General features: G+C 51.8%; 20 protein-coding genes and 1 tRNA gene. 12 read left to right on the top strand and 9 right to left on the bottom strand.

Annotated elements, in window-relative coordinates:
* The first annotated feature begins 18 nt into the window (after positions 1-18).
* Genes ROJ03_RS12335 through ROJ03_RS12310 form a run of 6 tightly spaced genes read left to right on the top strand, consistent with a single transcriptional unit; the run spans position 19 to position 6,349 of the window.
* Complete coding sequence (locus ROJ03_RS12335; RefSeq protein WP_313727367.1) at positions 19-1,056, top strand: thiamine ABC transporter substrate binding subunit; 1,038 nt, start codon at positions 19-21, stop codon at positions 1,054-1,056.
* Positions 1,053-2,747 carry an iron ABC transporter permease gene (locus ROJ03_RS12330; protein ID WP_313727366.1) on the top strand — a complete coding sequence of 565 codons (1,695 nt, stop codon included), beginning with the start codon at positions 1,053-1,055 and terminating at the stop codon, positions 2,745-2,747. The genes ROJ03_RS12335 and ROJ03_RS12330 overlap by 4 nt, the downstream gene beginning before the upstream one ends.
* 16 nt (positions 2,748-2,763) lie before the next feature.
* Positions 2,764-3,801, top strand: coding sequence for an ABC transporter ATP-binding protein (locus ROJ03_RS12325; RefSeq protein ID WP_313727365.1), 1,038 nt, complete (start codon positions 2,764-2,766; stop codon positions 3,799-3,801).
* A 53-nt stretch (positions 3,802-3,854) separates the two neighbouring features.
* On the top strand, positions 3,855-4,418 hold the full coding sequence (locus ROJ03_RS12320; RefSeq protein WP_313727364.1) for a hypothetical protein: 564 nt from the start codon (positions 3,855-3,857) through the stop codon (positions 4,416-4,418).
* On the top strand, positions 4,415-5,359 hold the full coding sequence (locus ROJ03_RS12315; RefSeq protein WP_313727363.1) for a caspase family protein: 945 nt from the start codon (positions 4,415-4,417) through the stop codon (positions 5,357-5,359). Before ROJ03_RS12320 ends, ROJ03_RS12315 begins: the two co-directional genes overlap by 4 nt.
* 54 nt (positions 5,360-5,413) lie before the next feature.
* On the top strand, positions 5,414-6,349 hold the full coding sequence (locus tag ROJ03_RS12310; protein ID WP_313727391.1) for a caspase domain-containing protein: 936 nt from the start codon (positions 5,414-5,416) through the stop codon (positions 6,347-6,349).
* Here ROJ03_RS12310 and uvrB read toward each other — a convergent pair.
* Genes uvrB through ROJ03_RS12290 form a run of 4 tightly spaced genes read right to left on the bottom strand, consistent with a single transcriptional unit; the run spans position 6,346 to position 11,537 of the window.
* Positions 6,346-8,415 (bottom strand): excinuclease ABC subunit UvrB, encoded by a 2,070-nt coding sequence (gene uvrB / locus ROJ03_RS12305; protein WP_313727362.1) that lies wholly within the window; start codon positions 8,413-8,415, stop codon positions 6,346-6,348. The two genes, ROJ03_RS12310 and uvrB, sit on opposite strands and share 4 nt — an antisense overlap.
* Positions 8,416-8,417: 2 nt before the next feature.
* Positions 8,418-9,710 (bottom strand): trypsin-like peptidase domain-containing protein, encoded by a 1,293-nt coding sequence (locus ROJ03_RS12300; RefSeq protein ID WP_313727361.1) that lies wholly within the window; start codon positions 9,708-9,710, stop codon positions 8,418-8,420.
* A gap of 39 nt (positions 9,711-9,749) precedes the next feature.
* On the bottom strand, positions 9,750-10,721 hold the full coding sequence (locus tag ROJ03_RS12295; protein WP_313727360.1) for a PfkB family carbohydrate kinase: 972 nt from the start codon (positions 10,719-10,721) through the stop codon (positions 9,750-9,752).
* A 9-nt stretch (positions 10,722-10,730) separates the two neighbouring features.
* Entirely contained in the window at positions 10,731-11,537 is an 807-nt protein-coding gene (locus tag ROJ03_RS12290; RefSeq protein ID WP_313727359.1) for a phosphohydrolase, read from the bottom strand.
* Between the two features lie 85 nt (positions 11,538-11,622).
* Between ROJ03_RS12290 and ROJ03_RS12285 the strand changes: the two genes are divergently transcribed.
* The 3 genes from ROJ03_RS12285 (at position 11,623) to ROJ03_RS12275 (ending at position 15,279) form a co-directional block, all read left to right on the top strand.
* On the top strand, positions 11,623-12,144 hold the full coding sequence (locus tag ROJ03_RS12285) for a hypothetical protein (protein WP_313727358.1): 522 nt from the start codon (positions 11,623-11,625) through the stop codon (positions 12,142-12,144).
* A 101-nt stretch (positions 12,145-12,245) separates the two neighbouring features.
* Complete coding sequence (locus ROJ03_RS12280; protein WP_313727357.1) at positions 12,246-13,958, top strand: glutamine--tRNA ligase/YqeY domain fusion protein; 1,713 nt, start codon at positions 12,246-12,248, stop codon at positions 13,956-13,958.
* A gap of 67 nt (positions 13,959-14,025) precedes the next feature.
* The gene (locus tag ROJ03_RS12275) at positions 14,026-15,279 is read left to right on the top strand and encodes an amidohydrolase family protein (protein WP_313727356.1); all 1,254 of its coding nucleotides are present in this window, start codon (positions 14,026-14,028) and stop codon (positions 15,277-15,279) included.
* Between the two features lie 89 nt (positions 15,280-15,368).
* Here the strand turns inward: ROJ03_RS12275 and rbr are convergent, their stop codons facing one another.
* The 3 genes from rbr to ROJ03_RS12260 all read right to left on the bottom strand — a co-directional run bounded on the left by rbr (position 15,369) and on the right by ROJ03_RS12260 (position 19,340).
* Positions 15,369-15,911 (bottom strand): rubrerythrin, encoded by a 543-nt coding sequence (gene rbr, locus ROJ03_RS12270; protein ID WP_313727355.1) that lies wholly within the window; start codon positions 15,909-15,911, stop codon positions 15,369-15,371.
* Positions 15,912-15,923: 12 nt separating this feature from the next.
* Complete coding sequence (locus ROJ03_RS12265; protein WP_313727354.1) at positions 15,924-16,328, bottom strand: transcriptional repressor; 405 nt, start codon at positions 16,326-16,328, stop codon at positions 15,924-15,926.
* Between the two features lie 387 nt (positions 16,329-16,715).
* Positions 16,716-19,340: a class I SAM-dependent methyltransferase gene (locus ROJ03_RS12260; RefSeq protein WP_313727353.1), complete on the bottom strand. Its 2,625-nt coding sequence runs from the start codon at positions 19,338-19,340 to the stop codon at positions 16,716-16,718.
* Positions 19,341-19,510: 170 nt separating this feature from the next.
* Here ROJ03_RS12260 and ROJ03_RS12255 point away from each other — a divergent pair, with 170 nt between their 5' ends.
* Genes ROJ03_RS12255 through galE form a run of 3 tightly spaced genes read left to right on the top strand, consistent with a single transcriptional unit; the run spans position 19,511 to position 22,340 of the window.
* Positions 19,511-19,969, top strand: a complete 459-nt coding sequence (locus ROJ03_RS12255; RefSeq protein WP_313727352.1) for a hypothetical protein — start codon at positions 19,511-19,513, stop codon at positions 19,967-19,969.
* A 9-nt stretch (positions 19,970-19,978) separates the two neighbouring features.
* A complete protein-coding gene (locus ROJ03_RS12250; protein ID WP_313727351.1) occupies positions 19,979-21,316 on the top strand; it encodes a phosphomannomutase/phosphoglucomutase in 1,338 nt (445 codons plus the stop codon).
* Positions 21,317-21,347: 31 nt separating this feature from the next.
* Positions 21,348-22,340 (top strand): UDP-glucose 4-epimerase GalE, encoded by a 993-nt coding sequence (gene galE, locus ROJ03_RS12245; protein WP_313727350.1) that lies wholly within the window; start codon positions 21,348-21,350, stop codon positions 22,338-22,340.
* A 119-nt stretch (positions 22,341-22,459) separates the two neighbouring features.
* Here galE and ROJ03_RS12240 read toward each other — a convergent pair.
* Together ROJ03_RS12240 and ROJ03_RS12235 are read right to left on the bottom strand one after the other, a co-directional pair.
* A tRNA-Asn gene (locus ROJ03_RS12240) sits at positions 22,460-22,532 on the bottom strand.
* Positions 22,533-22,656: 124 nt separating this feature from the next.
* Positions 22,657-24,595, bottom strand: a 1,939-nt coding sequence (locus ROJ03_RS12235) for a 5'-nucleotidase C-terminal domain-containing protein (protein ID WP_313727349.1), incomplete at its 5' end; no start/stop codon positions are given.

Raw genomic sequence — 24,595 nt, 5'->3', positions numbered from 1 at the left:
ACCTATAAGGAGGTGCTTATGACTAAGCATCGCAATTATTTCGCAGTTCTAGCCATTCTCTTGGTTTCGTCGTTTCTCTTTGCACAAGGTGCCAAGGAGAGCTCATCCACGAACAACACCATCACAGTCTACGCCTATGATGCCTTTTGCGGTGACTGGGGCCCCGGCCCGGCAATTGTGACGGAGTTTGAAGCCAAAACAGGCATCAAGGTAAACCTGGTAAGTGCAGGTGATGCCATTGAGATGCTCATCAAGGTGCAAAGCGAGAAGAACAACCCCATCGCAGATGTGGTGGTGGGCATCAGCGATGACATGGCAGCCAAGGCATATGCGGCAGACCTCTTTGAAGCATATCAGAGCCCTTCCCTCGCTTCCATTCCTGCTTTCCTACAGTTTGACCCATCCCACAAACTGCTACCCTTCGACTACGGCAACTTTGCCTTTGTGGTAGATACGGAAAAACTGCCCTCAGAGATGTTCCCGACCTCACTGCAGGCGTTGACCGACCCCAAGTACAAGAACAAGGTGCTGCTCATCGACCCCCGCACCTCTTCTGTAGGGTTGGGCCTGTTGCTTTGGACCATCGAGGTATACGGTGAACAGGAGTATCTCTCCTGGTGGAAGGCGATGAAACAGAATGCCCTGACCATCACAGAGGGGTGGTCCAGCGCCTATGGGCTCTTCACAGAGGGTGAAGCTCCTTTGGTGCTCAGCTATACGACAAGCCCTGTCTACCACGTAACCTATGAGGATACCACCCGGTACCAGACGCTCTTGTTCTCTGAGGGACACAGCACAACCATCGAGAGCGTAGGATTGCTTTCCTCCAGCAAGAATAAGGAGCATGCAAAGGCATTCATCGACTTCTTGCTCACCGATGCCCAGCTGGAAATTGCCACGGCAAACTCCATGTACCCGGTAAACAGCACAACAGAACTTCCTCCCGCCTTCGATTGGGCCCCAAAACCCCAGAAAAATCTCTCACTCGATGCAGCCACTATTGAAAAAAACCTCGATAGATGGCTTACTGAGTGGACACAGGTAATGAGTAAATGAAACAACAGGATGGAGGACAGTACAAAGGGTTCTACAAGGCAATGCCAGCACCTGGTGCGGCAGTACTTTTGTTGCTCTTTCTTGTCCCCCTCTTTTTCACCCTCTCCACAGCCTTCCTCAGTGAGGAAGGCTTCACCTTATCCCGCGTCCAACAGACATTCACGTCAGCCTACACCATCAGGATCCTGCTCTTTACCCTCTATCAGGCGGCCCTGAGCACCCTGGCCTCGGTCGTAGTGGCCCTCCCTGGTGCATACCTGCTGGCAAACTACTCCTTCAGGGGAAAACGATTCATCAGGGCCCTGACCACCGTACCGTTTGTCATCCCCTCCATCCTTGTGGTGCTTGGCTTTGTCATCTTCTTCGGGAACAATGGGTTTCTCAACCAGTTTCTCATGAAGACCTTCTCCCTGGAGAAGCCTCCCATCCAGATACTCTACTCCTTCAAGGCGATCATCCTTGCACACACCTTCTTTAACTTTCCCATCATCATGAACCTTGTCTCATCCTATTGGGAGCACATGGACATGCACTGCGAGATGGCTGCATGGACGCTGGGGGCTAGGAAGGGCAAGACCTTCAGGACCATCACATTGCCAAGGTTGCTCCCCTCCATCATCTCTGCCTCGACGTTGGTATTCCTCTTCTGCTACAACAGCTTTGCCATCATTCTTGTCCTTGGTGGCGGGCCGCAGTTTACCACCATGGAGGTTGAGATCTACCGCCTGGCCAGAACCTCAATGGACAGCGGGGCGGCAGCATCCCTCTCGCTCTTCTCCATCCTGGTAACCTCATTCCTGCTCATCTGGTACAACAAGAGCCAGAAGATGCTCGCCAGAAGCGAAGCCTACACCACCTCAACAAAACGTCTGGACAAGAGGCCCGCAACTGTGGCGGGGAAAGTGCTAGCCCTGCTCTACTCATTGGCGACTTCGCTCTTTATCCTTGGGCCCATAGCCTCCATCGTAGTTCGCTCCTTCATGGCATCAACCACCCGGTCAGGGGCGGAGAGTTTCAGCTTCCGGTGGTACAGGCAACTGTTTGCCATTGAACGGGGAACCGGCCATATGGGCTCGGCCCTCCAGGCGTTGACCAACAGCCTAGCTATTGCGACCATCGTTGCCCTCATCACCGTCCCCATCGCCCTCACCATGGCTACAGCCATCCGCAAGAAGGGGTTTGCATCCTCGTCGCTGGAACTGTTCGGGATGCTTCCCATGACCGTCAGCTCGGTCATCATCGGCTTGGGCTACTACATCATCTCCAACAGGATCCGCGGAGGGGTGAGCATTGGCTACACCCTGGTTGTGCTTGCCCATATGGTAATTGCCATACCGTTCGTACTGAGGACCATCCTCCCGGAGTATCGCAAGATGCCGCTTTCCTATGCCCAGAGCTCTTTGACCCTAGGGGCCGGGCCCTTACGAACCTTCTTCCTCATTGAGGTACCCCTGCTCAAGGGTGCCATGATCACGGGGGGGATGTTTGCCTTTGCCCTCAGCATGGGAGAGATCAACGCAACCCTGACCTTGGCAAACAGTGCCATCGTCACCCTGCCTGTGGTCATGTACCGCCTCATAGGCTCGTATAACTTCCAGGGGGCATGCGCCCTGGGATCAGTGCTTATACTTGTATGTAGCATCGTATTCATCGTCAGCGAACTGGCAAAGGGAGAGAGCAATGGCCGATAGAGGGCTATCTTGTGCAATGAAAGCATCGTATCAGGATTTTAGGCTCGATGCCGCCTTTTCTGTACAGGAAGGGGAGCTCGCCTGCATCATAGGCCCTTCAGGGTGTGGGAAAAGTACCACACTGCAGCTCATAGCAGGGCTCATCACCCCGGAAGAGGGATCCATCATTCTCAACGGAAACGATATCATGCAAACCCCTGTCCATGAGCGACAGATCGCCATGGTATTCCAGGACTATGCACTCTTTCCCCATATGAACGTTGCTCAGAACATTGCATACCCCATGAAACTGAGAAAAGTCCCCAAGGAAAAGCGGCTTGAGGAAGTGAACAGGCTGCTCTCCCTCGTCTCCATGACCGAGTACCAAAAACGGAAACCACAGGAACTATCTGGTGGGGAGCGACAGCGTGTTGCCTTGGCAAGGGCCCTGGCCTCCCAGCCACAGCTGCTCCTACTTGATGAACCACTCTCCGCCCTCGATGCCAAATTGCGCAAGCACCTACGCTCTGAAATTCGCAGGATCCACGAGGAAACAGGCATAACCACTCTCTATGTAACCCATGACCAGGAGGAGGCTCTTGCCATCGCCGATACCATCATCGTCATGCAGGGCGGCAAGGTTGAGCAGGTTGGCTCAGGGGAAGAGATCTATCACAGCCCAAACTCCCTCTTTGTTGCCACCTTCATGGGGGAGGGCAATACCCTTCCCTACAACATCATTCCCCGAAGCGTAATAAGCCAGATGGGTGGCAACGGTTTTCTCTTCAAACCCCTTGAGGGCAAACACACCATCTTCTTCCGCCCAGAGCATGTCATCATCCAGGACGATGAGACACTTCCCCTTCCGGAATTCTTCACCCACCTGGAGTTCAGGGATGCCCAGGTGGTGGGCTGTGAATTCCAGGGAGACCATTTCAGGATCTCCCTGCTGTGGGAAGGCCACCAAATCATCGCCCATGCAGAGGAGAGACCACGAACTGCCAAAGTCAGGCTCGGCATACGGATTGAGAAGATACGTGAGTTCCTGAATGGCCAATTAGTGATAAAAAACTGAATATCCCCTAGGTTGGGAATAGTACAACCGTAGGGAATCTGTATACTTAGGGTATGAGACGAATACCATTGGCCTTCCTAGCCCTACTTCTCGCCTCCACAGCCCTACTCCCTGCACATGGGAAGATTAACTACGCCCTCGATGTATCGGACTCCTACTATGCGGCAATTCCCCATTTTGCAGATGAGATCCCCTTTCGTAGCAGCAACGCCACCTCCATATCCATAGGAGCGATTGGGTATTTTGAACCATCCTTCTCAGCAAGCCTCGACCTGACGGCCCTGTTTGTCACCCCGTCGATACCCTTTGGGAACTACCAGGGCAGAGGGTTCAACTCCGTAGGCTTCAGGCTAAGGGGAAGCTACCAGTTCAACCCGGTAGTCGGCATCTTTGCCAGCATAGGAAATGAGGTAAACTACTACCGTACCATCAAGGAGGCCTTCATCTCCTTCTCGATACAGGCAGGACCCCAGTTCAGGCTGCTGGACACAGGGATGCACACCCTGGACCTTACCATTCCCATAACTATCCACCTGAGGAAGGAGATCACAGCCCCCATGATCGGCGTGGGGATGCGCTACAGCCTTGCCCCCTACACCAAAGAGGAGAAGCCATGAAGAAGCTTTTGATCTTCCTTGCCATGACCCTCTTTCTCTTCTCCTCCTGTGAGCTCTTCATGGAGGAGCCTCTCATGAAAGGGAAGATATACACTGTCATCATCGGCTTGGACTATGAAAACTCCTCCCATGACAACCTTTCGGGTACCCTCAATGATGCCAAGGAGCTTATTGAAACCTTCGCAGCCGTCGCAGAGAGGGACGGGCGGGAGTACCACAACTACCCCATGATCCAGGAAGAAGGTTCTGTACCTTCTGTTTCATCGTTTCCTTCCAACTACCCATCAAAGAGCAATGTGGAATACAACCTGGCTGCCATCAAAGCACTTTCCACAGAGGATGACCTCACCATCCTCACCTACTCTGGCCATGGGGTTGAACTCAGCGGAGAGCTTGTGTTCGGCACCACCGATCCAGACTCCGATACCTACATGGATGTCACGGAACTGCTCTCCCTGATGGGTGAGATCAAGGGCAAGAAACTCATCATCCTGGACAGCTGCTTTAGCGGCATGGCAGTTCAATCCAGCCCCTCTTCTACCAGCACAATCCTCGATAACTCGATAGCCAAGTTCTTCGCAACCTACTACTCGGCAGAAACGTACAGGAAGCCCGACCTCTTCGTGCTTTCCGCCAGTGCCCACACCGACTCCTATGAAGATTCCTTCCCATCAACGGTAGACCACAACCATGGCTATTTTTCCTATGCACTCCTACAGGCACTGGGGTGGGACCACCCCCATGCGGTGGATCTGACTACAGTAACCCCTGGCTACCCCCCTGCAGCGAAGGGTGGTCGCATTACCGTGGATGGGCTCTACCAGTACATACTCAACCATCAGGGGATCGATTCACGGTTCAAGATTTTCAACTACACAGGATTCCATCAGCACCCACTGACCACAGGAGGGGCCCTTGACCTTGTCCTGTTCTCCTTCTGAAGCGTATGCTTGAAGTATCTTTCTTAACAGGGCGAGGGGTTTTCAGTGAAAAGGATGTTCCTAGCCAGTTTGCTGCTCTGTGCGCTTTTGCTCTCTGGGTGTGAGCTCTTCTGGCCAGAGGCACCTCTAGGCTCAATCAAGGCGATCTTTGTCGGCCTCAACTACCAGGGCACAGATGTGAATACCCTGGGGGGAACCATCCACGATGCAACTGAAATGGAGATGTGTTTCTCTGAACTGAGTGTTAGACATGAGAGGGAGTACCACTCCTACTCGCTGTTGCAAACAGGAACGTTTATCCCTGAAACAGCATCCTATGCATTTGACGGATACTCCTCCTCACTTCCCACCAGGGAGAACCTGTTCTCCCTCATCGAGGTCCTGAAACCAACCATTGCAGAACAGGACCTGACCATCTTCTCCTATAGCGGGCATGGCTACGATGATGGGTCGTTGGTGTTGGCAACCGAGAATGGCAAGATCTTTGCAGAGGATGAAACCATCAGGGAGGAGGCATTGGTCAGTGTCACTGAGTTGTTGGCAGCATTCTCATCCCTTCCAGGAAAGAAGCTGCTCATCTTCGACAGCTGCTACAGCGGAGCCTTTGTAGGGGAGAGCGGCAGCTCAGTCAACCTCATCGAAAGGGACACCTACCTGGACAAGGCTTTTGAGACCTTCTTCTCCTCTGACTCCTACGCTCCTTCCCTCTTTGTCCTGACAGCAACAACGAAGGACAACACCAGCAAGGAACCAGGGGGGATCCACTCCCATGGGTACTTCACCAAGGCGTTGCTTGAGGGCCTAGGGTGGGATGATGATGCCATGACCTTGGGGGATGGTAGCCCAGCAAAGGAAAAGGGAGTCCTCACTACAGACTCCCTCTTCTCCTATATCCTTGGCCACCAGAACTTCCCCCTGAGGGGGATCAACACAAAGAGATACCAGCACCCCACCATTAGCGGAGGCCCGTACGCCCTTGTCCTGTTTTAGGTGATGAACTGCCCCTCTCGGATAAGCTCTATCTCATCACGGATGATGGCAGCCCGTTCGAACTCGAGGTTCTTGGCTGCTATGAGCATCTCCTTTTCCAGAGCCTTCACATACTTTTTGCGATCGCCAGAACTCAGCAGGTTGAACCCTCCCTTGAGGATTGCCAGATCCTGCTTCTGGTTCTGCTTGACATCTTCCTTCTCCCTCTCAAGGATGTCATGCACAGCCTTGATGATGGTGGTCGGGGTGATGCCATGCTCCTTGTTGTATTCCATCTGGATAGCCCTTCTGCGGTTGGTCTCCCCTATGGCCTGCTCCATCGCACTGCTCATCCTGTCAGCATACATGATGACCCGGCCCTCACTGTTACGTGCAGCCCGGCCGATTATCTGGACCAAGGAGGTTGCTGAGCGAAGGAAGCCTATCTTGTCAGCATCGAGAATTGCTATGAGGGAGACCTCCGGGAGGTCCAACCCCTCCCGGAGCAGGTTGATGCCTACCAGCACATCAAAGACCCCCAGGCGCAGATCCCTAAGCAGTTCCACCCTCTCGAAGGTCTCTATCTCTGAGTGGAGGTAGCGGACCTTCAGGCCCAGCGAGGCAAGGTAATCGGTGAGGTCCTCACTCATCCGTTTGGTGAGGGTGGTTATCAGAACCCTTTGTTTCTTTGCAATGGTCTTGCGGATCTCTGCATAGAGGTCCTCCATCTGTCCCTCTGTGGGGCGAACCTCAATCTCCGGATCCAAAAGGCCGGTTGGACGGATCATCTGTTCGACGATCTGCACACTATCACGCATCTCTACAGGACCGGGGGTAGCCGACACAAAGACCCTCTGCTTGACCACCTCGGTAAACTCCGAGGCCTTCAAGGGGCGGTTGTCCAATGCTGAAGGAAGGCGGAACCCATAGTTCACCAGATTGAGCTTGCGCGATCGGTCCCCTTCATACATGGCCCCGACCTGGGGAAGCGTCACATGGGACTCATCGATGAAGGTGACGAAGTCAGGGGGGAAGTAGTCCAGCAGGACAGCTGGGCGCTCCCCTGCATGCCTGTCGGAGAGGGGACGGGAGTAGTTCTCGATACCACCACAATAGCCGATCTCCTCAAGCATCTCCAGGTCGTACTCGACACGGGTCTTGATGCGTTCAGCCTCCAGTGGGCGCCCAGAGCTGGTAAAGAACTCAACCTGGTCCTCCATCTCGCTTCGGATCCTCTGGATGGCAGCCTTCACCTGCTCGGGAGGCATGACAAACTGTTTTGCAGGGTAGAGGGTATAGCTGGAAACCTGTTCCTGCTTCGCCCCCGACACAGGGTCAAACCACTGGATCGATGAGATCTCATCCCAGTCGACAGAAATCCTGACTGCATTCTCCAGATAGGAAGGGCAGATCTCGATGATGTCCCCCCGAACCCGGAAAGCTCCCCGCTTGAGGATGGCGTCATTGCGTTCGTACTGCATCCTCACCAACTGGTCCAGGACATCGTGGTGGTGGAAAGGCTCTCCCACCTCAAAGGTATGGACCATGTCCCTGACAGAAACCGGGTTAGCCAGGCCAAAGATACAGGATACCGTTGCTACCACGATGACATCGCGCCTTTCCATCAGGGAGAATGAGGCAGAGAGGCGTAGCCTGTCTATCTCCTGGTTGATGTCGGCATCTTTCTCGATATAGAGGTCCCTACCTGGAACATACGCCTCAGGTTGGTAATAGTCGTATGTCGAGACAAAGTACTCGACAGCATTTTCTGGGAAGAAGGACTTGAACTCCCTAAACAGCTGGGCCGAAAGGGTCTTGTTGTGTGACAGCACAAGCGTGGGGCGTTGGACCTGCTCGATGATCTTTGCCATCGTGTAGGTCTTTCCACTACCGGTCACTCCCTTGAGGGTCTGGAACCTATTGCCATCCTTCAAGCCTTGGGAGAGCTTCTCAATGGCCTGGGCCTGGTCCCCTGCAGGCTCATACTCTGCATAGACCTTGAACTTCTTCTGTTCGTAGGTAACATCACCGTGGACATTCTCAACTGGTTCGCCGCCCCATTTTTCATCAACGCGAATCTCGCTCATCTTTACCGTACCAATGCACTCACATGCTGTGCAGTCCGTTCAATGAGCTGCACGTCTATCGTCTTGGTCTCCCCTTTTCGGTTGACCGTCACTTTTACCTTGTCGCCACTTCGGGTATGCAGAAGAGCCAGATAGAGATCATTGAGGTCCTTTATGGCTGTTGTGCCTATGGCGGTGATGATATCCCCACCAAGATAGATGACACTCGAGCCATACTGGACCATCTGGGTTCCGCCCTTGAGCCCGGCCTTCTCGCTCAATCCGCCGGTGACCACCTGGCTGACCAATACACCTTTGTCGACTGAAAGCTTGCCGTAGGAAACCAGCTGTGGGGTGAGCTGGACTGTTGCAATGTCCAGCCACCCCCTGCTGACCCTACCCAGCTTGATCAGGTCTGGGATGATGGCAATTGCAGTATCGATGGGAATGGCAAAGTTTATCCCCTGTGAATTCCCATTGGTCGAGTAGATGGATGAGTTTATGCCAATGACCTCGGATTGGCTGTTCAAAAGAGGGCCACCACTGTTGCCAGGGTTGATCGAAGCATCGGTCTGGATCGCATTCATGATGATCTTTCCCTCGCTGGTACGCACAGGACGATTAAGTCCGCTTACCACCCCGACGGTCATCGTACGGTCATATCCAAAGGGATTTCCGATGGCTATCACCTTCTGCCCGATCTTCAGGTCATCGCTGGTACCCAAATCAATGGGGTAGAGGGTGGTATCCTTGTCCACCGTTATCTGGATTACCGCCAGGTCATCCTCACTATCGAGCCCGATGAGCTTAGCCTCATAGGACTGCTCGTTGTACAGCGTCACCTTCAGGCTTTTTGCCTTCTCCACCACATGGGCGTTGGTGAGGATATACCCATCCAGGGAGAGGACGATTCCGCTGCCTGTACCCTGTGCGGGCAAGACATCCATGAAGGAGTTGACGGTAACATCCATGGTGGTGGTTATGTGCACCACACTACGGTTCACCTTGTCATAGACACTGATATTCTGCATCTCTGAGGCACTGTAACGCCAGGGCTGGGCCCCCTCCTCAAAGAGGGAGAGCCCCTCATCACCATAGAAGATGTCGGAGACAGGGATTCCAGAGAGGGAGAGAAGGGCACTCTCTCCCTGGTCCTTCACTATCGTCCTCAAGACCTTCTGCAGGTTCTTCCTGTCCTGGTCTGACTGTATTGCATGGGTCCACTTCCATAGCACCATAGAAGCGAGGATGATCGCAATCGCGACCACCACAGCTATGAGCATCTGGAGGATCCTTCTTTTTGTATCCTTGAGCATTAGCTAAGTGTACTGCCAATCCCCTCAGGTTGGCAACAACTACAAGGAGGCAAGAAGCGCTTCAACCTCATCAAGCGTTGGGGGGTCGCACCCTTTCCTGGAACAGTTTATCGATGCCGCTGCATTGGCAAACCTCATCGCAGAGGCAATGGTCTCCTTGGAGAGATTCTCAAGGTGGGGCTCCTGTCCATCGGGGCCGAAGAAGCCCCCACGATCGAGATAGGATAGCAAGGCACCGCTGAAGGTGTCCCCTGCCCCTACCGTATCGACAACAGGCAGGTCTATTATTGGGGAATCAACGGTAAATTTCTGGGGGCTGTACCAGGTGCTCCCTTCCTTGCCCCGGGTCAGGATGATATGGGAACCACTCTCCTTGCTCAGGCGTTTGGCCGCCTCTTCAACGCCGAGGTCAGGATAGAGCAAAAGCAGGTCATCGTCGCTGAGCTTGATGAGGTCTGACAGCTGGATGGCCAGCTGAAGACGTTCCCTGTATGCCGCAAAGTCCTCGATAACCGTGGGCCGGACATTGGGGTCGAGGAATATGATGGGGGCAGGCTTGAGCATGTCAACCGCTGCAAGGATCGCATCACAGCCTGGCTCGACCACAAGCGAGACCGAGCCAATATGGAGCACCTTGAGGTCGGAATGGTCTGAAAGGGAGGTGAGCAGCATATCACGGTCCAGGGTCGTGGCAGCGGTGTTCTTGCTGTAGAAGGCGTAGCTGGCCTTTCCCTTATCATCGAGGGAGGCAAACCCGATCATCGAGGGAAGGGGACTCGCACAGAGGGCAGGATCGAAAAGCACCTTGTTGTCAACCAGATGCTCCAGCATCCTCACCCCAAACATATCGGCCGATATCTTGCCAAAGAACCCTACTGGAGCGTGGAGCCTTGCAGCTGCCGTAGCAGCATTGAGGCCACAACCACCAATGTACGAGGCAAAAGTAACCGAAGAACCTTCCTTACCTTTTCCAATAAAATCTATCAGGGCTTCTCCAATAACTCCAATCATTTCCAGCTCCTACAAATATCGTTTTTTTGGTTGTCCAAGGACACCTGCATATACTTCGACATACTCTTTTGCACTGCTCATCATGATTTTTGGCAACAGGACCTCCTCGATCTGGAAGAATCCCACATCACTGGACATGGAGACATCGATCATGATGGGATGTTCCTCCCCTTTGCTGATCGTTACCTTCTCTATCGAGTTTGCTGAGTACTTGTGGATATCTCCGGTCTTGGGGGCTGTGGTAATGCTTAGGGGTATCCTCGCCCTTCCCTTCTCCATATCGCAGCCATCGGCAACCAGAAGGAGTCCAGCCTCAATGCTGTAGACCTTCCTGGAAGCCATATGACCCAGGACGCCTTCGGTTGCGACGCTGATGATGGCAATTCGCCTGCCCATCTCCTCGGGAAATAGGGCCTTGAGAATCCTATCCATGATGGGCCTTGCTATGATGAGTCCGGTAAGCTCGTGTTCGGTGCGTGAGACACTCATCCCCAGGTCATGCACAAAGGAGGCGAGCAGCAGGGCGCAGAGGCTATCTTCATAGGTACCTGAATTTTCATTGACAATCGAGGTGGGAACCTCTGCCTCGCGCAGCAAGGAGAGCATCTTCACTCCATTGCAGGCTACCTGGCGCATATGGACTGGCCCATGGTCATTATAGTTCAATCGCTTGATGGAGACGGTGTTGCCATACTCCTGCAGAGCTTCAATCTCCTCGTCCTCCAACAACATCTGGGCAAGGCGGTAGCTGTCGGAACCTTTTTCCAACAGGCCAAGCAGCTGCTTGCTGACACTATGTTCTTTCTGTGATTTCATACCCTAAGAGTACAACAACTTCTGGTTTGGGGAAAGGGTTTAGGCTCCAGTGGATAAAAGAGCCCATCTATCCTATACTGGGCCCATGAAACGAGTGACAATGAACGATTTCCGCTGGTTGGGCAAGCCTGACAGATGGGAAAAAAACTATAGGGAAGTGAAGCTGAGTGTCGATGGCATGCAGAATCTGCCAGGAGGTCCCCTGCTATTGGCAGTAAGCGATGAGGACTTCTCCCTCTCCCTGGTAACCTCCATCGCCCCTGAAGGGGGCTTCTGTGGCCTCTGCCTCTTCCATAGCGAACAAAGCTATGCGGCAGTAGGGCTCTCCAGTACACACCTGTTGCTTGAGAGTGCGATACACTCCTACAAAACCCGGAGTACCCTACCCTTGCAGACAGGGGATGAGTCCATCACCTGGAGGATGGAACACCAGGGGGAAGCGATTAGGATCGGATACCAGCTTCCCTCTGAAGAGAGTGTCGAATGGGTCGTTACGACAACCCTGCCGGGGATGGAAAAGGCTGTCAGTTTTGGTCCTTTCTTCACCAACGGGACTGGGACACCCTTTGAGGCGACAGCCCATAGCCTACGGTATGCAAAAAAGTAAAGAGGGGCCAACCGGTTATACTCGTATAACCATCGCTGATATGATACGATAGGCCAGCTTCATAGCACACCCCTTTGAAAGGGTACAAGGAAGGACTTTACATGGAAGAGAGAGATGACCTCGAGGTCAAAGAGAAGACCTCACTAAACTTTTTGGAGCGTATCATCGAGGATGACCTTGCCAACGGGCGGGTTCCCAACAATGAGATCATTACACGCTTTCCCCCAGAACCCAACGGCTACCTGCATATCGGGCACATCAAGTCCATATGCATCAACTTTGGGCTAGCCGACAAATATGGTGGACGGTGCAATCTCCGCCTTGATGACACCAACCCCGAAAAGGAAGAACAGGAGTACATCAATGCCATTAAGGAAGACATCCAGTGGCTTGGGTTTGACTGGGGCATCCATGAATACTACGCATCTGACTACTATCAGAACCTCTATGAGATAGCCGTCAGGCTCATCGAGGAGGGCAAGGCCTTCGTTGACAGCCTTTCTGCTGAGGAGATGAAAGAGTACCGCGGCACCCTTACCGAGGCGGGAAGGAACAGTCCTTACAGGGAGCGCAGCATCGAAGAGAACCTGAGACTCTTTGAGGAGATGCGCCAAGGCAAGCACCCAGAGGGTTCCCATATCCTCAGGGCCAAGATTGACATGTCCAGCCCAAACATAAACATGCGCGACCCTGCCCTCTATCGCATCAAGTTTGCCCATCACATGAGGACAGGCGACAGGTGGTGCATCTACCCGATGTATGACTTTACCCACCCCATCAGCGATGCCCTTGAAGGGATAACCCACTCCATCTGTACCCTTGAGTTCGAAGACCACCGTCCCGCATACGACTGGGCTACAGCTATCGATGGCGTTGAACACACTCCCCACCAGTATGAGTTTGCCCGTCTGAACATCAACTATCTGGTCATGAGCAAGCGAAGGCTTTTGAACCTGGTGAAGCTTGGCATCGTCACTGGTTGGGATGACCCAAGGATGCCAACCATCAGCGGCATCCGTCGTCGTGGGTATTCCCCTGAAGCCATGAAGGATTTTATCGGCCGTGTAGGTGTTGCCAAGGTAGAGGGCGTCGTCGACTACTCCTTGATGGAGTTCTGTGTCCGTGAAGATCTCAACAAGAGGGCAAAGCGACTTATGGTCGTCCTCGACCCTCTCAAGATCGTCATCGACAACTACCCAGAGGGCAAGGTCGAGTATTTCGAGGCAGTCGCCAACCCTGAGGAAGAGAACTCCCCCACCCACCAGATTCCTTTCACTCGTGAGCTCTACATCGAAAGGGAAGACTTCATGGAAATCCCTGCGAAAAAGTACCACCGTCTCTATCCTGGAAACGAGATACGCCTGAAGTATGCCTATTACATCACAGCCAATTCTGTAGTCAAGGATGAGGCTGGGAATATCCTTGAAGTCCACTGTACCTATGACCCCCTCTCAAAGGGAGGTACGACCCCCGACGAAAGGAAGGTTAAGGGAACGAGCCATTGGGTAAGTGCCTCTGAAGGTGTATCCATCGAGGCCAGGCTCTATGACAAGCTCTTCCTTTCCGAGAACCCAGGCAAGGCAACAGGGAACTATCTTGATGACCTCAACCCGGATTCCCTGGTGATAGTCCCGGATGCCAAGGCTGAGCCTGAGATCCTCAAGGCAAGACGCGGAGACTACCTACAATTCATCAGAAACGGATATTTCACGCTGGAAAGCAAGGAAAGCACTGAAGGGCATCCTGTCTTCAACAGGACAGTAACCCTCAAGGACTCCTGGGCGAAGCTAAAACTGAAAATGGAACAGGAATAAGCAGCAAGGGTGGAGGATGGGCAACCTTGTCCTCTACCCTATCTTCACGGTCCAACAGGAGATTGCTATGAATTATTTTTTCGACCAGCATTTCCATGTCATGAACATCGAACACCCTAACCTTCTCTCCTTCTTCGCCTCCCTTGACACGGGCATACCCGACCTCATCACCAGCGGGGCCCTTTCACCAAACTACATCCTCACCGGCAAGAACCTCAAGGGATCCTTGATGCTCAACAGAATAACCAACACGCTCACCACCTTCGAACAACCAATCGGGGAGACGCTGGCTGTCATGGAGGATGACCTGGAGGGAAAATTCACCTCCCATGAGGAAGAAGCCCCAAAACCCGATCAGCCCTACATCAGGGAGGGAAAGATGCACATGCGTAGCCAGAGCTATGACAAGCTTGCCATGTGCCCTCAACTGATGGATTTCTCCAGCAATGAGATCAGCCGGGAAGGCCTCTATTATCCATCAAAAAAGACCAGTAGGATCCTCAAATATGCTGAAGATACCCTTGCAGGCTTCGACCTCTATCGCAAGGACCATCCTGAGGGCCTGTTTGAATTCTTCCCCTTCATTGGCATTACCCCTCCAACGCACTCCATTGAGTTCATCGAGGAGTTGCTTGAGACCTATGTGACCAAAACCCATTCAAGGCAAGGCCAGTTCAAGGAAGGAAAGCAGAAATTCTATGGGGTGAAGTTCTATCCACCCTTGGGCTACAACCCGTGGCCATCAGACCAGAAGGAGAGGGATAAGGTTACCCTCATCTACGACTTCTGCACAAAGTATGATGTACCTATCATGACCCATTGTGATGACCAGGGCTTTCGTGGGATATCGCCAAAGGAAGCGTGGAAGTACACCTCCCCAGCAACCTACAAGCCAGTTCTGGAAGCCTATCCAACGTTGCGCATCGACTTTGCCCACTACGGTTGGCAGTACAATCCACTGCACAAGAAACCTCTCACCATCCTGACTGCGGCGGCAGCCAAGGTTCCTGACTCCCCTTGGTTCTTTGAGCTGGTGGAGCTGATGCACCTCTATCCCAATGTATATGCTGACTTCTCCTTCAGCGGGACAAACAGCGACTTCTATATACTGCTTGACAACTATATCAAGACCTTGGATGAGATGAAGGCCGAAACGGTACTCTCCCGTTCCCTCTTTGGTTCAGATTTCAATGTAAATTTACTGAAGGTAGAATCCTACACCAGCTACTACAGGATGTTTGAGCTTTCCCCATTCGCGGATGAGAACATTCACAGGTTTGTCCAGACCAACCCAATGGCTTACATGGGAATCGTAGAGTAAGGAACATTTGGCATTGACCCTTGCATAATAATTAAGGCAGGCTTTTCACAGCCTGCCGTTTGTTCCAAGTGCGTCCCGAAGGACAACTCTTAGTAGTTCTTTGCAACGATCTCAAAATAGGCCTGGGGGTGCGCACAAACAGCACACATGGCAGGAGCCTTCTTTCCAATGACAATATGACCACAATTGGAGCATCTCCAGATCTGTTCACCGTCTCTGCTGAATACCACACCATCCTCAACATTCTTCAACAGGTCAAGGTAGCGCTGCTCATGGTGCTTCTCAATGGCAGCAACCATCTCAAACAGGGCAGCAATCTTGGTAAAGCCTTCAGCACGGGCATCCTTGGCAAAATTTACATACATGTCGGTCCATTCATAGTGTTCACCGGCAGCAGCAGCCTTGAGGTTGCTTGCAGTATCGGCAATTTCGCCACCTTCCTGAAGAAGCTTGAACCAAATCTTGGCATGTTCCTTCTCGTTTCCTGCAGTTTCCTCAAAAAGGTTGGCAATCTGGACATATCCTTCCTTACGAGCCTTTGAGGCAAAGTAAGTGTACTTGTTTCTTGCTTGTGATTCTCCTGCAAAAGCTGCGGCCAGGTTAGCTTCAGTCTTCGATCCTTTCAATTCCATACAATTGCTCCTTCACTGCACTTTGGCAGCATGCGATTTTTTACAATCGGGGCAAACCCCGTTAAAGACCAGTTCATAAGAGTCCAGTTCATACCCATAGGTCTCAAGGCTATCAGCAGAAATGGAGAGGTCCGCCAGCATCTCAATGTCACCAACACTCTTGCATTCTATGCACTGGATATGAAAATGGTTGCCAAGAGTCCTATCAAAGTGGTCGGGTCCTCCAAGAACCCGGATACGCTTCACCTTTCCTTCATCGACCAACATGTTCAGATTTCTATATACAGTGGCACGGCTGATGGAAGGATGCTTAACCACTATACTATCATATATCTGTTCTGCATTGGGATGATTATCGGCTGCAGAGACGGCTTCCCAAATCAAGCCTTTCTGTATCGTTTGTCTTTTCTCTTTCATAATAATCCTAATTGATAGCTTTTCTCATATAAGAGAATAACTCACCTATTCCCGTGTGTCAACGTATCTAAGCAAATCAACACATGTGTATTCGATTTTGGAAAGTCTTCTCCCTACCAACCTTTGCAAAAGCAGAGAAGCAAGAGTCTATTTCCAAACTGCCTGTCCAAATCCATAAGAGGATCTCCAAAAATAGCACCATCGCGTACCCATTAGTATGTATAAATGGGAGTATATCATAGCAAAGCTATGGTTACAGCAATTTTTATCAGAATGGTTACAAGATATTCCTTCATGGCAGAAACCCCACTTTGGTGTTCATTTCTACCCTCAATGAAAAATCCCAAGCCGTTAGGCCTGGGATCTTTCGTTGGATAACCTATGTGGTTATTTGTCATCCTTTTTCTTGTCATCAAGCCAGAAGAACGAGTCTCTGCTCTCTTCCTCACCCCTAGTTCGTGTTTCCTTGAACTTGTCAAAGCCATACGGTTTGGGAGAAGACTTTCTCTCTCTGCTTGGACCATCAAAAGCAGGACGGCCACCATCACGGTCAAAGGGCTTGCGCTCACGATCGCCGTAGGAAGGACGGGCTCCATCACGGTCAAAGGGCTTGCGCTCACGATCGCCATAGGAAGGACGTGCTCCATCACGGTCGAAGGGCTTGCGCTCTCTGTCGCCATAGGAAGGACGGGCTCCATCGCGGTCAAAGGGCTTGCGCTCACGATCGCCATAGGAAGGACGTGCTCCATCGCGGTCAAAGGGCTTGCGCTCACGATCGCCATAGGAAGGACGTGCTCCATCGCGGTCAAAGGGCTTGCGCTCTCTGTCACCATAGGAAGGACGGGCTCCATCACGGTCAAAGGGCTTGCGCTCACGATCGCCATAGGAAGGACGGGCTCCATCGCGGTCGAAGGGCTTGCGCTCTCTGTCGCCATAGGAAGGACGGGCTCCATCACGGTCAAAGGGCTTGCGCTCTCTGTCGCCATAGGAAGGACGGGCTCCATCACGGTCGAAGGGCTTGCGCTCTCTGTCACCATAGGAAGGACGGGCTCCATCACGGTCAAAGGGCTTGCGCTCTCTGTCGCCATAGGAAGGACGTGCTCCATCACGGTCAAAGGGCTTACGCTCTCTGTCGCCATAGGAGGGTCTGTCACCATAGGAAGGACGGGCTCCATCGCGGTCAAAAGGCTTGCGCTCACGATCGCCATAGGAGGGCCTGTCACCATAGGAAGGACGGGCTCCATCGCGGTCAAAGGGCTTGCGCTCTCTGTCGCCATAGGAGGGTCTGTCGCCATAGGAAGGACGGGCTCCATCGCGGTCAAAGGGCTTGCGCTCTCTGTCGCCATAGGAGGGTCTGTCGCCATAGGAAGGACGGGCTCCATCACGGTCAAAGGGCTTGCGCTCTCTGTCGCCGTAGGAGGGTCTGTCGCCATAGGAAGGACGGGCTCCATCACGGTCAAAGGGCTTGCGCTCTCTGTCACCATAGGAGGGTCTGTCGCCATAGGAAGGACGGCCACCATCACGACCACCACGATCGCCATAGGAAGGACGGCCACCATCACGACCACCACGGTCGCCATAGGAAGGACGGCCACCATCACGATCGCCACGGCCACCATCACGATCGCCACGGCCACCATCACGATCGCCACGGTCACCATAGGAGGGGCGGCGGTCATCACGACCACCACGATCGTCTCTTGGAGCACGGTCATCATATGAGCGTGGTGCCCTACGATCTGCTTCAGGTGCTTCTTCCTGGGTTACAGGAGTAGCAAGGGCAATATCATCATCATCCCATTGAAGGGTCAGGACATCGTCTTCGATGCTGTTGGCTTCTGCCACTGGGGCTTCTTCCTCATCAAATTCGCCTTCCTCTTCATCCTGATACTCATCCTCTTCGAGGGTGTCATCATCAGAGAGTTCCATTTCTTCAGGGATTTCTTCTTCAATAACTACAGTTTTCTCTACAGTTTCTTCTACGTTGGTATCAGCCTGTACGGTATCTTCAGTAACTACTGCGTCAATCTTGACGTCTTCAATCATTTCTTCAATCTTTTCTTTTTTCTTAGCCATGGTTATTATTTCCACTTTTTCAATATCGCGCTGGTTCTTGCCAGCTTTCTTGTCAACGGTTTGCAGGTCTTCTGCATAGATCCGTACTTCCTGTTGCTTATAGAGCAACCAACTTTTCGCGATCCCCAACTTGTGTGTAAAGCCCGGTGCTGCTACGTTCGAGCTTATTTCCTGAATCTCATAACCGCGAATTCTGCCTTTGTCCATTCCGAAGGAACTAAGGTTTGTAGAGAACAAGAGAATTCCATCCCTTGTCAACAGTGCATTCAGCACCCGTATCCAACGCAGGTAATCTCTCTGGACATCAAAGTCATGGTCCATTTTCCTGCTATTGGAGAAACTTGGCGGATCGAACACGATCAGATCATACTTCCGCCCTTCCTGTACCGCATCTACAACATATTGCCAAGCATCGCTGGCAATACAGGGGAAGAGTTCCTCTGGAAACCCATTATCCATAAGGTTCTTCTGAGCCCATGCTGTATAGCTGGCATTCAAGTCCACCGACTCGACTCTCCTTGCTCCGCCTTTTGCAGCGTACACAGAGAAAGATCCAGTATAGGAGAACAAATTCAGTACCGAAAGCCCTTCGCTCATAGACCTGACCATATCACGAGTAACCATATGGTCCAGGAATAGCCCGGTATCGATACGTTTGGTCAGATCGACGGTAAAAATCAAGTTGTTTTCCGTTACCTGAACCAGAAGAGACTCTTCACTCTGCACCTCATGCTGTTCCTTGCCGACTCTCTTTGGCCGGCGATGAAACACTACATGGGTAGACTGGACATAGAGCATCCTCGAGACAATATCACAGCAGCTTGCCTCAGTCTGGTCGTCCAATCCGTCTTCACTGAAATCAGTAATTCGTGCATAGGGTCCATAAATATCAACAGTAACAGGAAATCCTTCAAGATTCCTATCATACACTCTCATGCACGTCGTTCCACTTTTCAGCATCAAACGACGCATTTTCAAAGCGTTTGCCTTTAAAATCTTTCCAAAATCCTTTTCCGTATAATCCATGACGCCCCTGATAGCTCTTTCTGCAATGCAGTGTATATGCTACTATAGAAAAAAGCTAGAGAAGCGAAGGAAAAACTATTATGGATGAAGATGCTCAAGCCTTTATTGATGAACTGGAGACACGCCACCAAGCCAAAATTACATGGAAAACCTATGCAACCTGGTATGGGAATAACCATGAGATCTCCCGGGAGTTCGGAGTATTCCTCTATAGATGCGGCGACACCTTTTTCTTTGAGGATTTTGAAAGAAACCCAAGCATGTTTGGCATCTCCCTCAAACCCAAGAAGAGCAAGCAACCGTTTCAGAAATATGAAGGCTCCTTCTCTCTTGATGAACTGGGTACCACCAGACAGGTAGTCAAAGCCCAAGCTCTGAAGGTAACCCAAGGGCTGAAGAAAACCGATGACCTACCCAGTGCCAACCTACTGGACAGGATATTTAGGCAAATGGTTGAAATGGTCATCCTCAAGGATGGGACTGTCCATTTCTTCGAATTGATAGATCGCAAGGCATTTGCGGTTGCTCTACAAGCATAGGAGGAACATATGGGTGCTTTCAAGGCATACGACATACGAGGAATCTATAACCAGGATTTCAACAAGGAAACCGTCTATAAAATAGGGTTTTTTCTCCCAAAACTGCTGAACTGCAAAGAGGTGGTGGTAGGACGGGATGTCCGTACTACCAGTGACGAGATCTTTGAGGCATTGAGCAGGGGCATAACCGACAGTGGCGCAGATGTCTGGGACATTGGCCTTGCCACCACTCCCATGGTCTACTTTGCCACCGTCCACTTTGCATCCGGCGCTTCGGTCCAGATCACTGCAAGCCATAACCCAGCCAAGTACAACGGCTTGAAGATCAGCAGGACGAAAGCTGTCCCGGTCGGCTCTGACTCTGGCCTGAAGGAACTGGAGATGATGGTTCTAAACGAACCCATCGTCGTGGAGAAAAAGAAGGGAACCATCATCAAAAAGGATGCAAAGACACCCTATCTTGCATTCCTTGCACCCTTTGTACCCGATACCTCAAAACTGAACATCTCCTTTGACCTTTCCCACGGTATGGCCAATCTCCTGGCCAAGGACCTGTTTGGCGAAAAGCCAAGCTATCTCTACGACCATTTTGACGGGACGTTCCCTGCCCATGAGCCCAATCCCCTTGAAGAGGAAAATTGCCGGGATATCAAGGCGGCGGTCCTTTCCAACAAAAGCGATGTCGGAGTCATTTACGATGGCGATGCCGACCGAGTCATGTTCATCGATGAGAAAGGACGCTTCATACAACCAGATTACATTACAGCGGTCCTTGGATACCACTACCTCAAAAGCGAGAAGGGAAATGTCCTGGTTGACATTCGAACCAGCAGGTCCACAACCGAATACCTCTCCAAACATGGGGCAGCGGTTCATGTCTGGAAAGTCGGCCATGCGTTTGCAAAGATCAAGCTAAGGGAGCTTGGCGCAATATTTGGAGGAGAGCTTGCAGGGCACTACTACTTCCGAGATTTCTTCAACTGTGACAGTGGCTTCCTGGCCTCCCTCATTGTGCTTGAGGTGGTAGCCGACCTCAAGAAGCAGGGCATCACCCTGAGCAGTTTCATCGATACCATCATTGCATACGCCAATAGTGGGGAGATAAACTTCAAACTGGAAGAGAAGGATAAGGCAATGGATGCCCTCTATGAAAGATTTGTCACCCAGGACAAACCCGAAAAGGTCCTTGATTTCGATGGGTACCGAATCGAGTTTCCCACCTGGTGGTTCAATGTTCGCAAATCAAATACGGAACCCTACCTCAGGCTAGTCGTAGAGGCAAAGAGCAACGAAGAGCTACAAGAACGAACAGATGCGCTTACTGCAATAATCAAGCAGTTTAACTAATACCACCATTCCACATGAAGGAGTATCTTCCATGAAAGTACTGTTATTTGGAGGCGCAGGGTACATAGGTACCCACGTCGCCCTAGCCTTTCTTGAACGCAATGACACGGTAGGCATATTCGACAACCTCTCCTCAGGCCTGCGATCCAATGTAGATGAGCGATGCCGGTTCATAGAGGGGGACATCCTAAACAAGGACCAAGTCAAGGCAGCCCTCAGTGAGGGTTGGGATGCGGTTGTCCATCTTGCCGCCTTCAAGGCAGCCGGTGAATCCATGCTCAAACCATTCAAGTATTCCGAGAACAACATTACAGGCTCCCTGAACCTCATCACAGAGTGTGTCAGGGCGAAGGTGAAGAATTTCATACTCTCCTCCTCTGCAGCCGTCTATGGAGAGCCTAGCTACCTACCAGTGGACGAGAGCCATCCTACTAATCCTACAAACTACTACGGGTACACCAAGCTCTGTATCGAGGAGAACCTCAAGTGGTACTCAAAGCTCAAGGATTTCAATTTTGTCTCATTACGGTATTTCAATGCAGCCGGATATGATGGGGATGGTAGGATGCTTGGCCTTGAGATGAACCCAGCCAACCTTATTCCCGTGGTCATGGAAGTGGCTGCAGGGTTGCGTCCTAACCTTCTGGTATTTGGGGATGATTATGATACCCCGGATGGAACAGGGGTACGAGACTATGTACATGTCACCGACCTGGCCAAAGGACATCTGCTTGCTGCAGACTATCTGCTGAAGAACCACCAGAACCTTATAGTCAATCTGGGTTCAGAATCAGGCCTATCGGTGCAACAGATTATCGACACGGCCCGCGAGATCACTGGCAAGGGAATTGATGTCCAGTATGTCGAACGACGCCCAGGCGACCCTGCAAAGCTCATAGCTTCATCGACCAAGGCTAAAAAGGAATTGGGTTGGGTTGCTGAACACTCTTCAGTGGAATCCATCATTGCCTCAACATGGAAGGTCTATCAGGCAAACCAGAAGAAAAGCGCAATGTTCAAATAGCAGCAAACGGAGAGAAGCATCATACAGCAGGGGAAACCCTGCTGTTTCTGTCTGCAGGCAACGATGCCATTGCAGCCAAAAAAAAGCAACCCAAAAATTGGATTGCTTGTAATTCCTAGCTCGCCCGGAGGGATTTGAACCCCCGACAGGGTGGTTAACAGCCACCTGCTCTACCGACTGAGCTACAGGCGAATATGCTCTAAGAACGATTGGTACGATACCTTATAGAAAAAATTATGTCAAGCGATTTTCTTGAGATGAGAGAAAAAGTGGGCGGCTTCCTATTGGAAACCGCCCACTGGATAGTGCGTAATTCTTACTTAGCGGGATAGTACTTGGACAGGAAGTCCATGAACACGTCGCTGAGCAAGGAACCCTCAGTAAGGACTCGGCCAAACATCGAGTATCCGTCTCCACCAGCTGCCATAAAGTCGTTAGTAGCTACCTTGTATGTAGCATTCTTATCGATGGCCTTACCGTTGAGCAGGACTCTCAGGATGCGCTTTCCAGGAGCACCGAAGCGGTTGTAGACAACCTGCAGGTCGGTCTGGGAGAAAGCACCATTCGTTTCAGGGAGCATACTGTAGCCATGCTCGAGAGCGGCATACACTTCAGATCCCTTGATCTCACACACAGTAATGATGTTGGTGAACGGCAGTACATTGATGACATCACCGATCGTTACATTACCAGCCTTCATGGAAGCTCTGATGCCACCGCCATTGGTGATGGTGAAGTCAGCGCCGCTTTCAGCTGTCATAGCCTGTGTGATCAACCTTGAAAGGTTGGTCGGCTTGGTGCGTACATTATCACGTACTCCATCAAGTGCCTCAGGAATGGTTGCAATGACCTTGTTCAGCTTATCACTGAGTTGAGCCTTCATGTAACCGACATATTCGGATACCTGAGGATCATCAGGGATGCTGGTAATCCCATAGGAACGAGCAAGCTCGGACGCTGCAGGATCAAGGACATCTTTAGCGGAAATCAACATTGGATAGGTTGCAGTTACCTTGTCATTCTTGACATGTAGCTGGACCAGGCCAACATTCTTAAGGAAGTCTCCAGTAGATACGATCAAGGAGTCACCAACTTTCTTACCCTGGGGAAGAACAGTGTGGCTGTGACCGTCTATGAAGAGGTCGATACCCTTGACGTTATTGATGATCAAGTCGCTGGTCACTCCGGAAGCTCCATCATAGTCGAGGCCGATGTGGCCAAGGACAATAACGTAGTCAACCATGGTGTGGGCGAGATCAACAGCTGCCTGGGCATTCTGTACAATAACATCACTCATGAACGAAAGACCTTCAACATTCTTGGGATGGGTCTTGGTAGCAGTATCGGGGGTGGTCAGACCAACGACAGCAATCTTGAAGCCGTTGAAGTCATATACCTGATAAGGCTGGAACACAAGGTACCCATTGGCATCAAGTACGTTAGCACTCAGGACCTTGATGTTCGTGTACTCGGAAGCAAGCTTTGCAGCTTCAATGAGGCGATCTTTGCCGTAGTTGAAGTCGTGGTTGCCAGGAGCAATGGCATCGAGGCCAAGCATGTCAAGGGCGACTCCTACAGTCTCACCTTCGAACATGTTAGCAAGGTTGGTTCCATGGGTTGTATCGCCGGCATCAAGGTAGAGGATGTTGTCGGTAAGTGCACGACCCATCTTCAACATGGTTGCAAGCTTGGCATAACCCATTCCACCATCAACAGCCTCGATATGTCCGTGGACATCGTTGGTGTGGACGATGAATAAGTCAAATTCCTTGGCGCCGTCAGCGTTCTTCACGATTTCGGTTACACCATAGGGATATACAACAGTGCCCTTTGCAACGGCTACAGGGGCTGGGGCAACAGCGGGTGCTGGTGCGGCAGCAACTGGTGCTGGTGCTGGTGCTGGTGCGGGTGCGGGAGCCGGTGCAGGAGCGGCAGCCTTGGCGACCGGTGAGGGTCCGATCAAGGATACTACTGCTGGATCTTCAGGGACGGTGGTCATAAGGGTATAGCCCATTGCTCTCGCAAACGGCTCGTACGCCTTGGCAATCGCGCTCTTCATCGGGTCGAGCACATCAGAGGCAGGAAGGACCACAGGATAGGTCGAGGTGACCTTTCCGTTCTCAACATGGAGCTGTACTGCACCGATGCTCTTCAGGCCACCGTCTGCTCGTACGATCAGCGTGTTGTTCACGGTCTCGGCCAGTGCGTCTCCGTTTCCGTCGACGAACAGGTCAATGCCGTTGAGGCTCTTGCAA

Source organism: Sphaerochaeta sp. PS (assembly GCF_032144095.1).
Taxonomy (GTDB): Bacteria; Spirochaetota; Spirochaetia; order Sphaerochaetales; family Sphaerochaetaceae; genus Sphaerochaeta.
The sequence above is the reverse complement of the archived record's forward strand: the minus strand, read 5'-3'. Positions and strand labels throughout refer to the sequence as shown.

Coding starts and splice junctions, on each gene's coding strand:
- ROJ03_RS12300 (WP_313727361.1), bottom strand. CDS start 9,710: ATGCTCAAGGATACAAAAAGAAGGATCCTCCAGATGCTCATAGCTGTG.
- ROJ03_RS12295 (WP_313727360.1), bottom strand. CDS start 10,721: ATGATTGGAGTTATTGGAGAAGCCCTGATAGATTTTATTGGAAAAGGT.
- ROJ03_RS12315 (WP_313727363.1), top strand. CDS start 4,415: ATGAAGAAGCTTTTGATCTTCCTTGCCATGACCCTCTTTCTCTTCTCC.
- ROJ03_RS12275 (WP_313727356.1), top strand. CDS start 14,026: ATGAATTATTTTTTCGACCAGCATTTCCATGTCATGAACATCGAACAC.
- ROJ03_RS12310 (WP_313727391.1), top strand. CDS start 5,414: ATGTTCCTAGCCAGTTTGCTGCTCTGTGCGCTTTTGCTCTCTGGGTGT.
- ROJ03_RS12255 (WP_313727352.1), top strand. CDS start 19,511: ATGGATGAAGATGCTCAAGCCTTTATTGATGAACTGGAGACACGCCAC.
- ROJ03_RS12325 (WP_313727365.1), top strand. CDS start 2,764: ATGAAAGCATCGTATCAGGATTTTAGGCTCGATGCCGCCTTTTCTGTA.
- ROJ03_RS12280 (WP_313727357.1), top strand. CDS start 12,246: ATGGAAGAGAGAGATGACCTCGAGGTCAAAGAGAAGACCTCACTAAAC.
- ROJ03_RS12330 (WP_313727366.1), top strand. CDS start 1,053: ATGAAACAACAGGATGGAGGACAGTACAAAGGGTTCTACAAGGCAATG.
- ROJ03_RS12265 (WP_313727354.1), bottom strand. CDS start 16,328: ATGAAAGAGAAAAGACAAACGATACAGAAAGGCTTGATTTGGGAAGCC.
- ROJ03_RS12250 (WP_313727351.1), top strand. CDS start 19,979: ATGGGTGCTTTCAAGGCATACGACATACGAGGAATCTATAACCAGGAT.
- ROJ03_RS12285 (WP_313727358.1), top strand. CDS start 11,623: ATGAAACGAGTGACAATGAACGATTTCCGCTGGTTGGGCAAGCCTGAC.
- ROJ03_RS12320 (WP_313727364.1), top strand. CDS start 3,855: ATGAGACGAATACCATTGGCCTTCCTAGCCCTACTTCTCGCCTCCACA.
- ROJ03_RS12290 (WP_313727359.1), bottom strand. CDS start 11,537: ATGAAATCACAGAAAGAACATAGTGTCAGCAAGCAGCTGCTTGGCCTG.
- rbr (WP_313727355.1), bottom strand. CDS start 15,911: ATGGAATTGAAAGGATCGAAGACTGAAGCTAACCTGGCCGCAGCTTTT.
- galE (WP_313727350.1), top strand. CDS start 21,348: ATGAAAGTACTGTTATTTGGAGGCGCAGGGTACATAGGTACCCACGTC.
- ROJ03_RS12260 (WP_313727353.1), bottom strand. CDS start 19,340: ATGAGAGTGTATGATAGGAATCTTGAAGGATTTCCTGTTACTGTTGAT.
- ROJ03_RS12335 (WP_313727367.1), top strand. CDS start 19: ATGACTAAGCATCGCAATTATTTCGCAGTTCTAGCCATTCTCTTGGTT.
- uvrB (WP_313727362.1), bottom strand. CDS start 8,415: ATGAGCGAGATTCGCGTTGATGAAAAATGGGGCGGCGAACCAGTTGAG.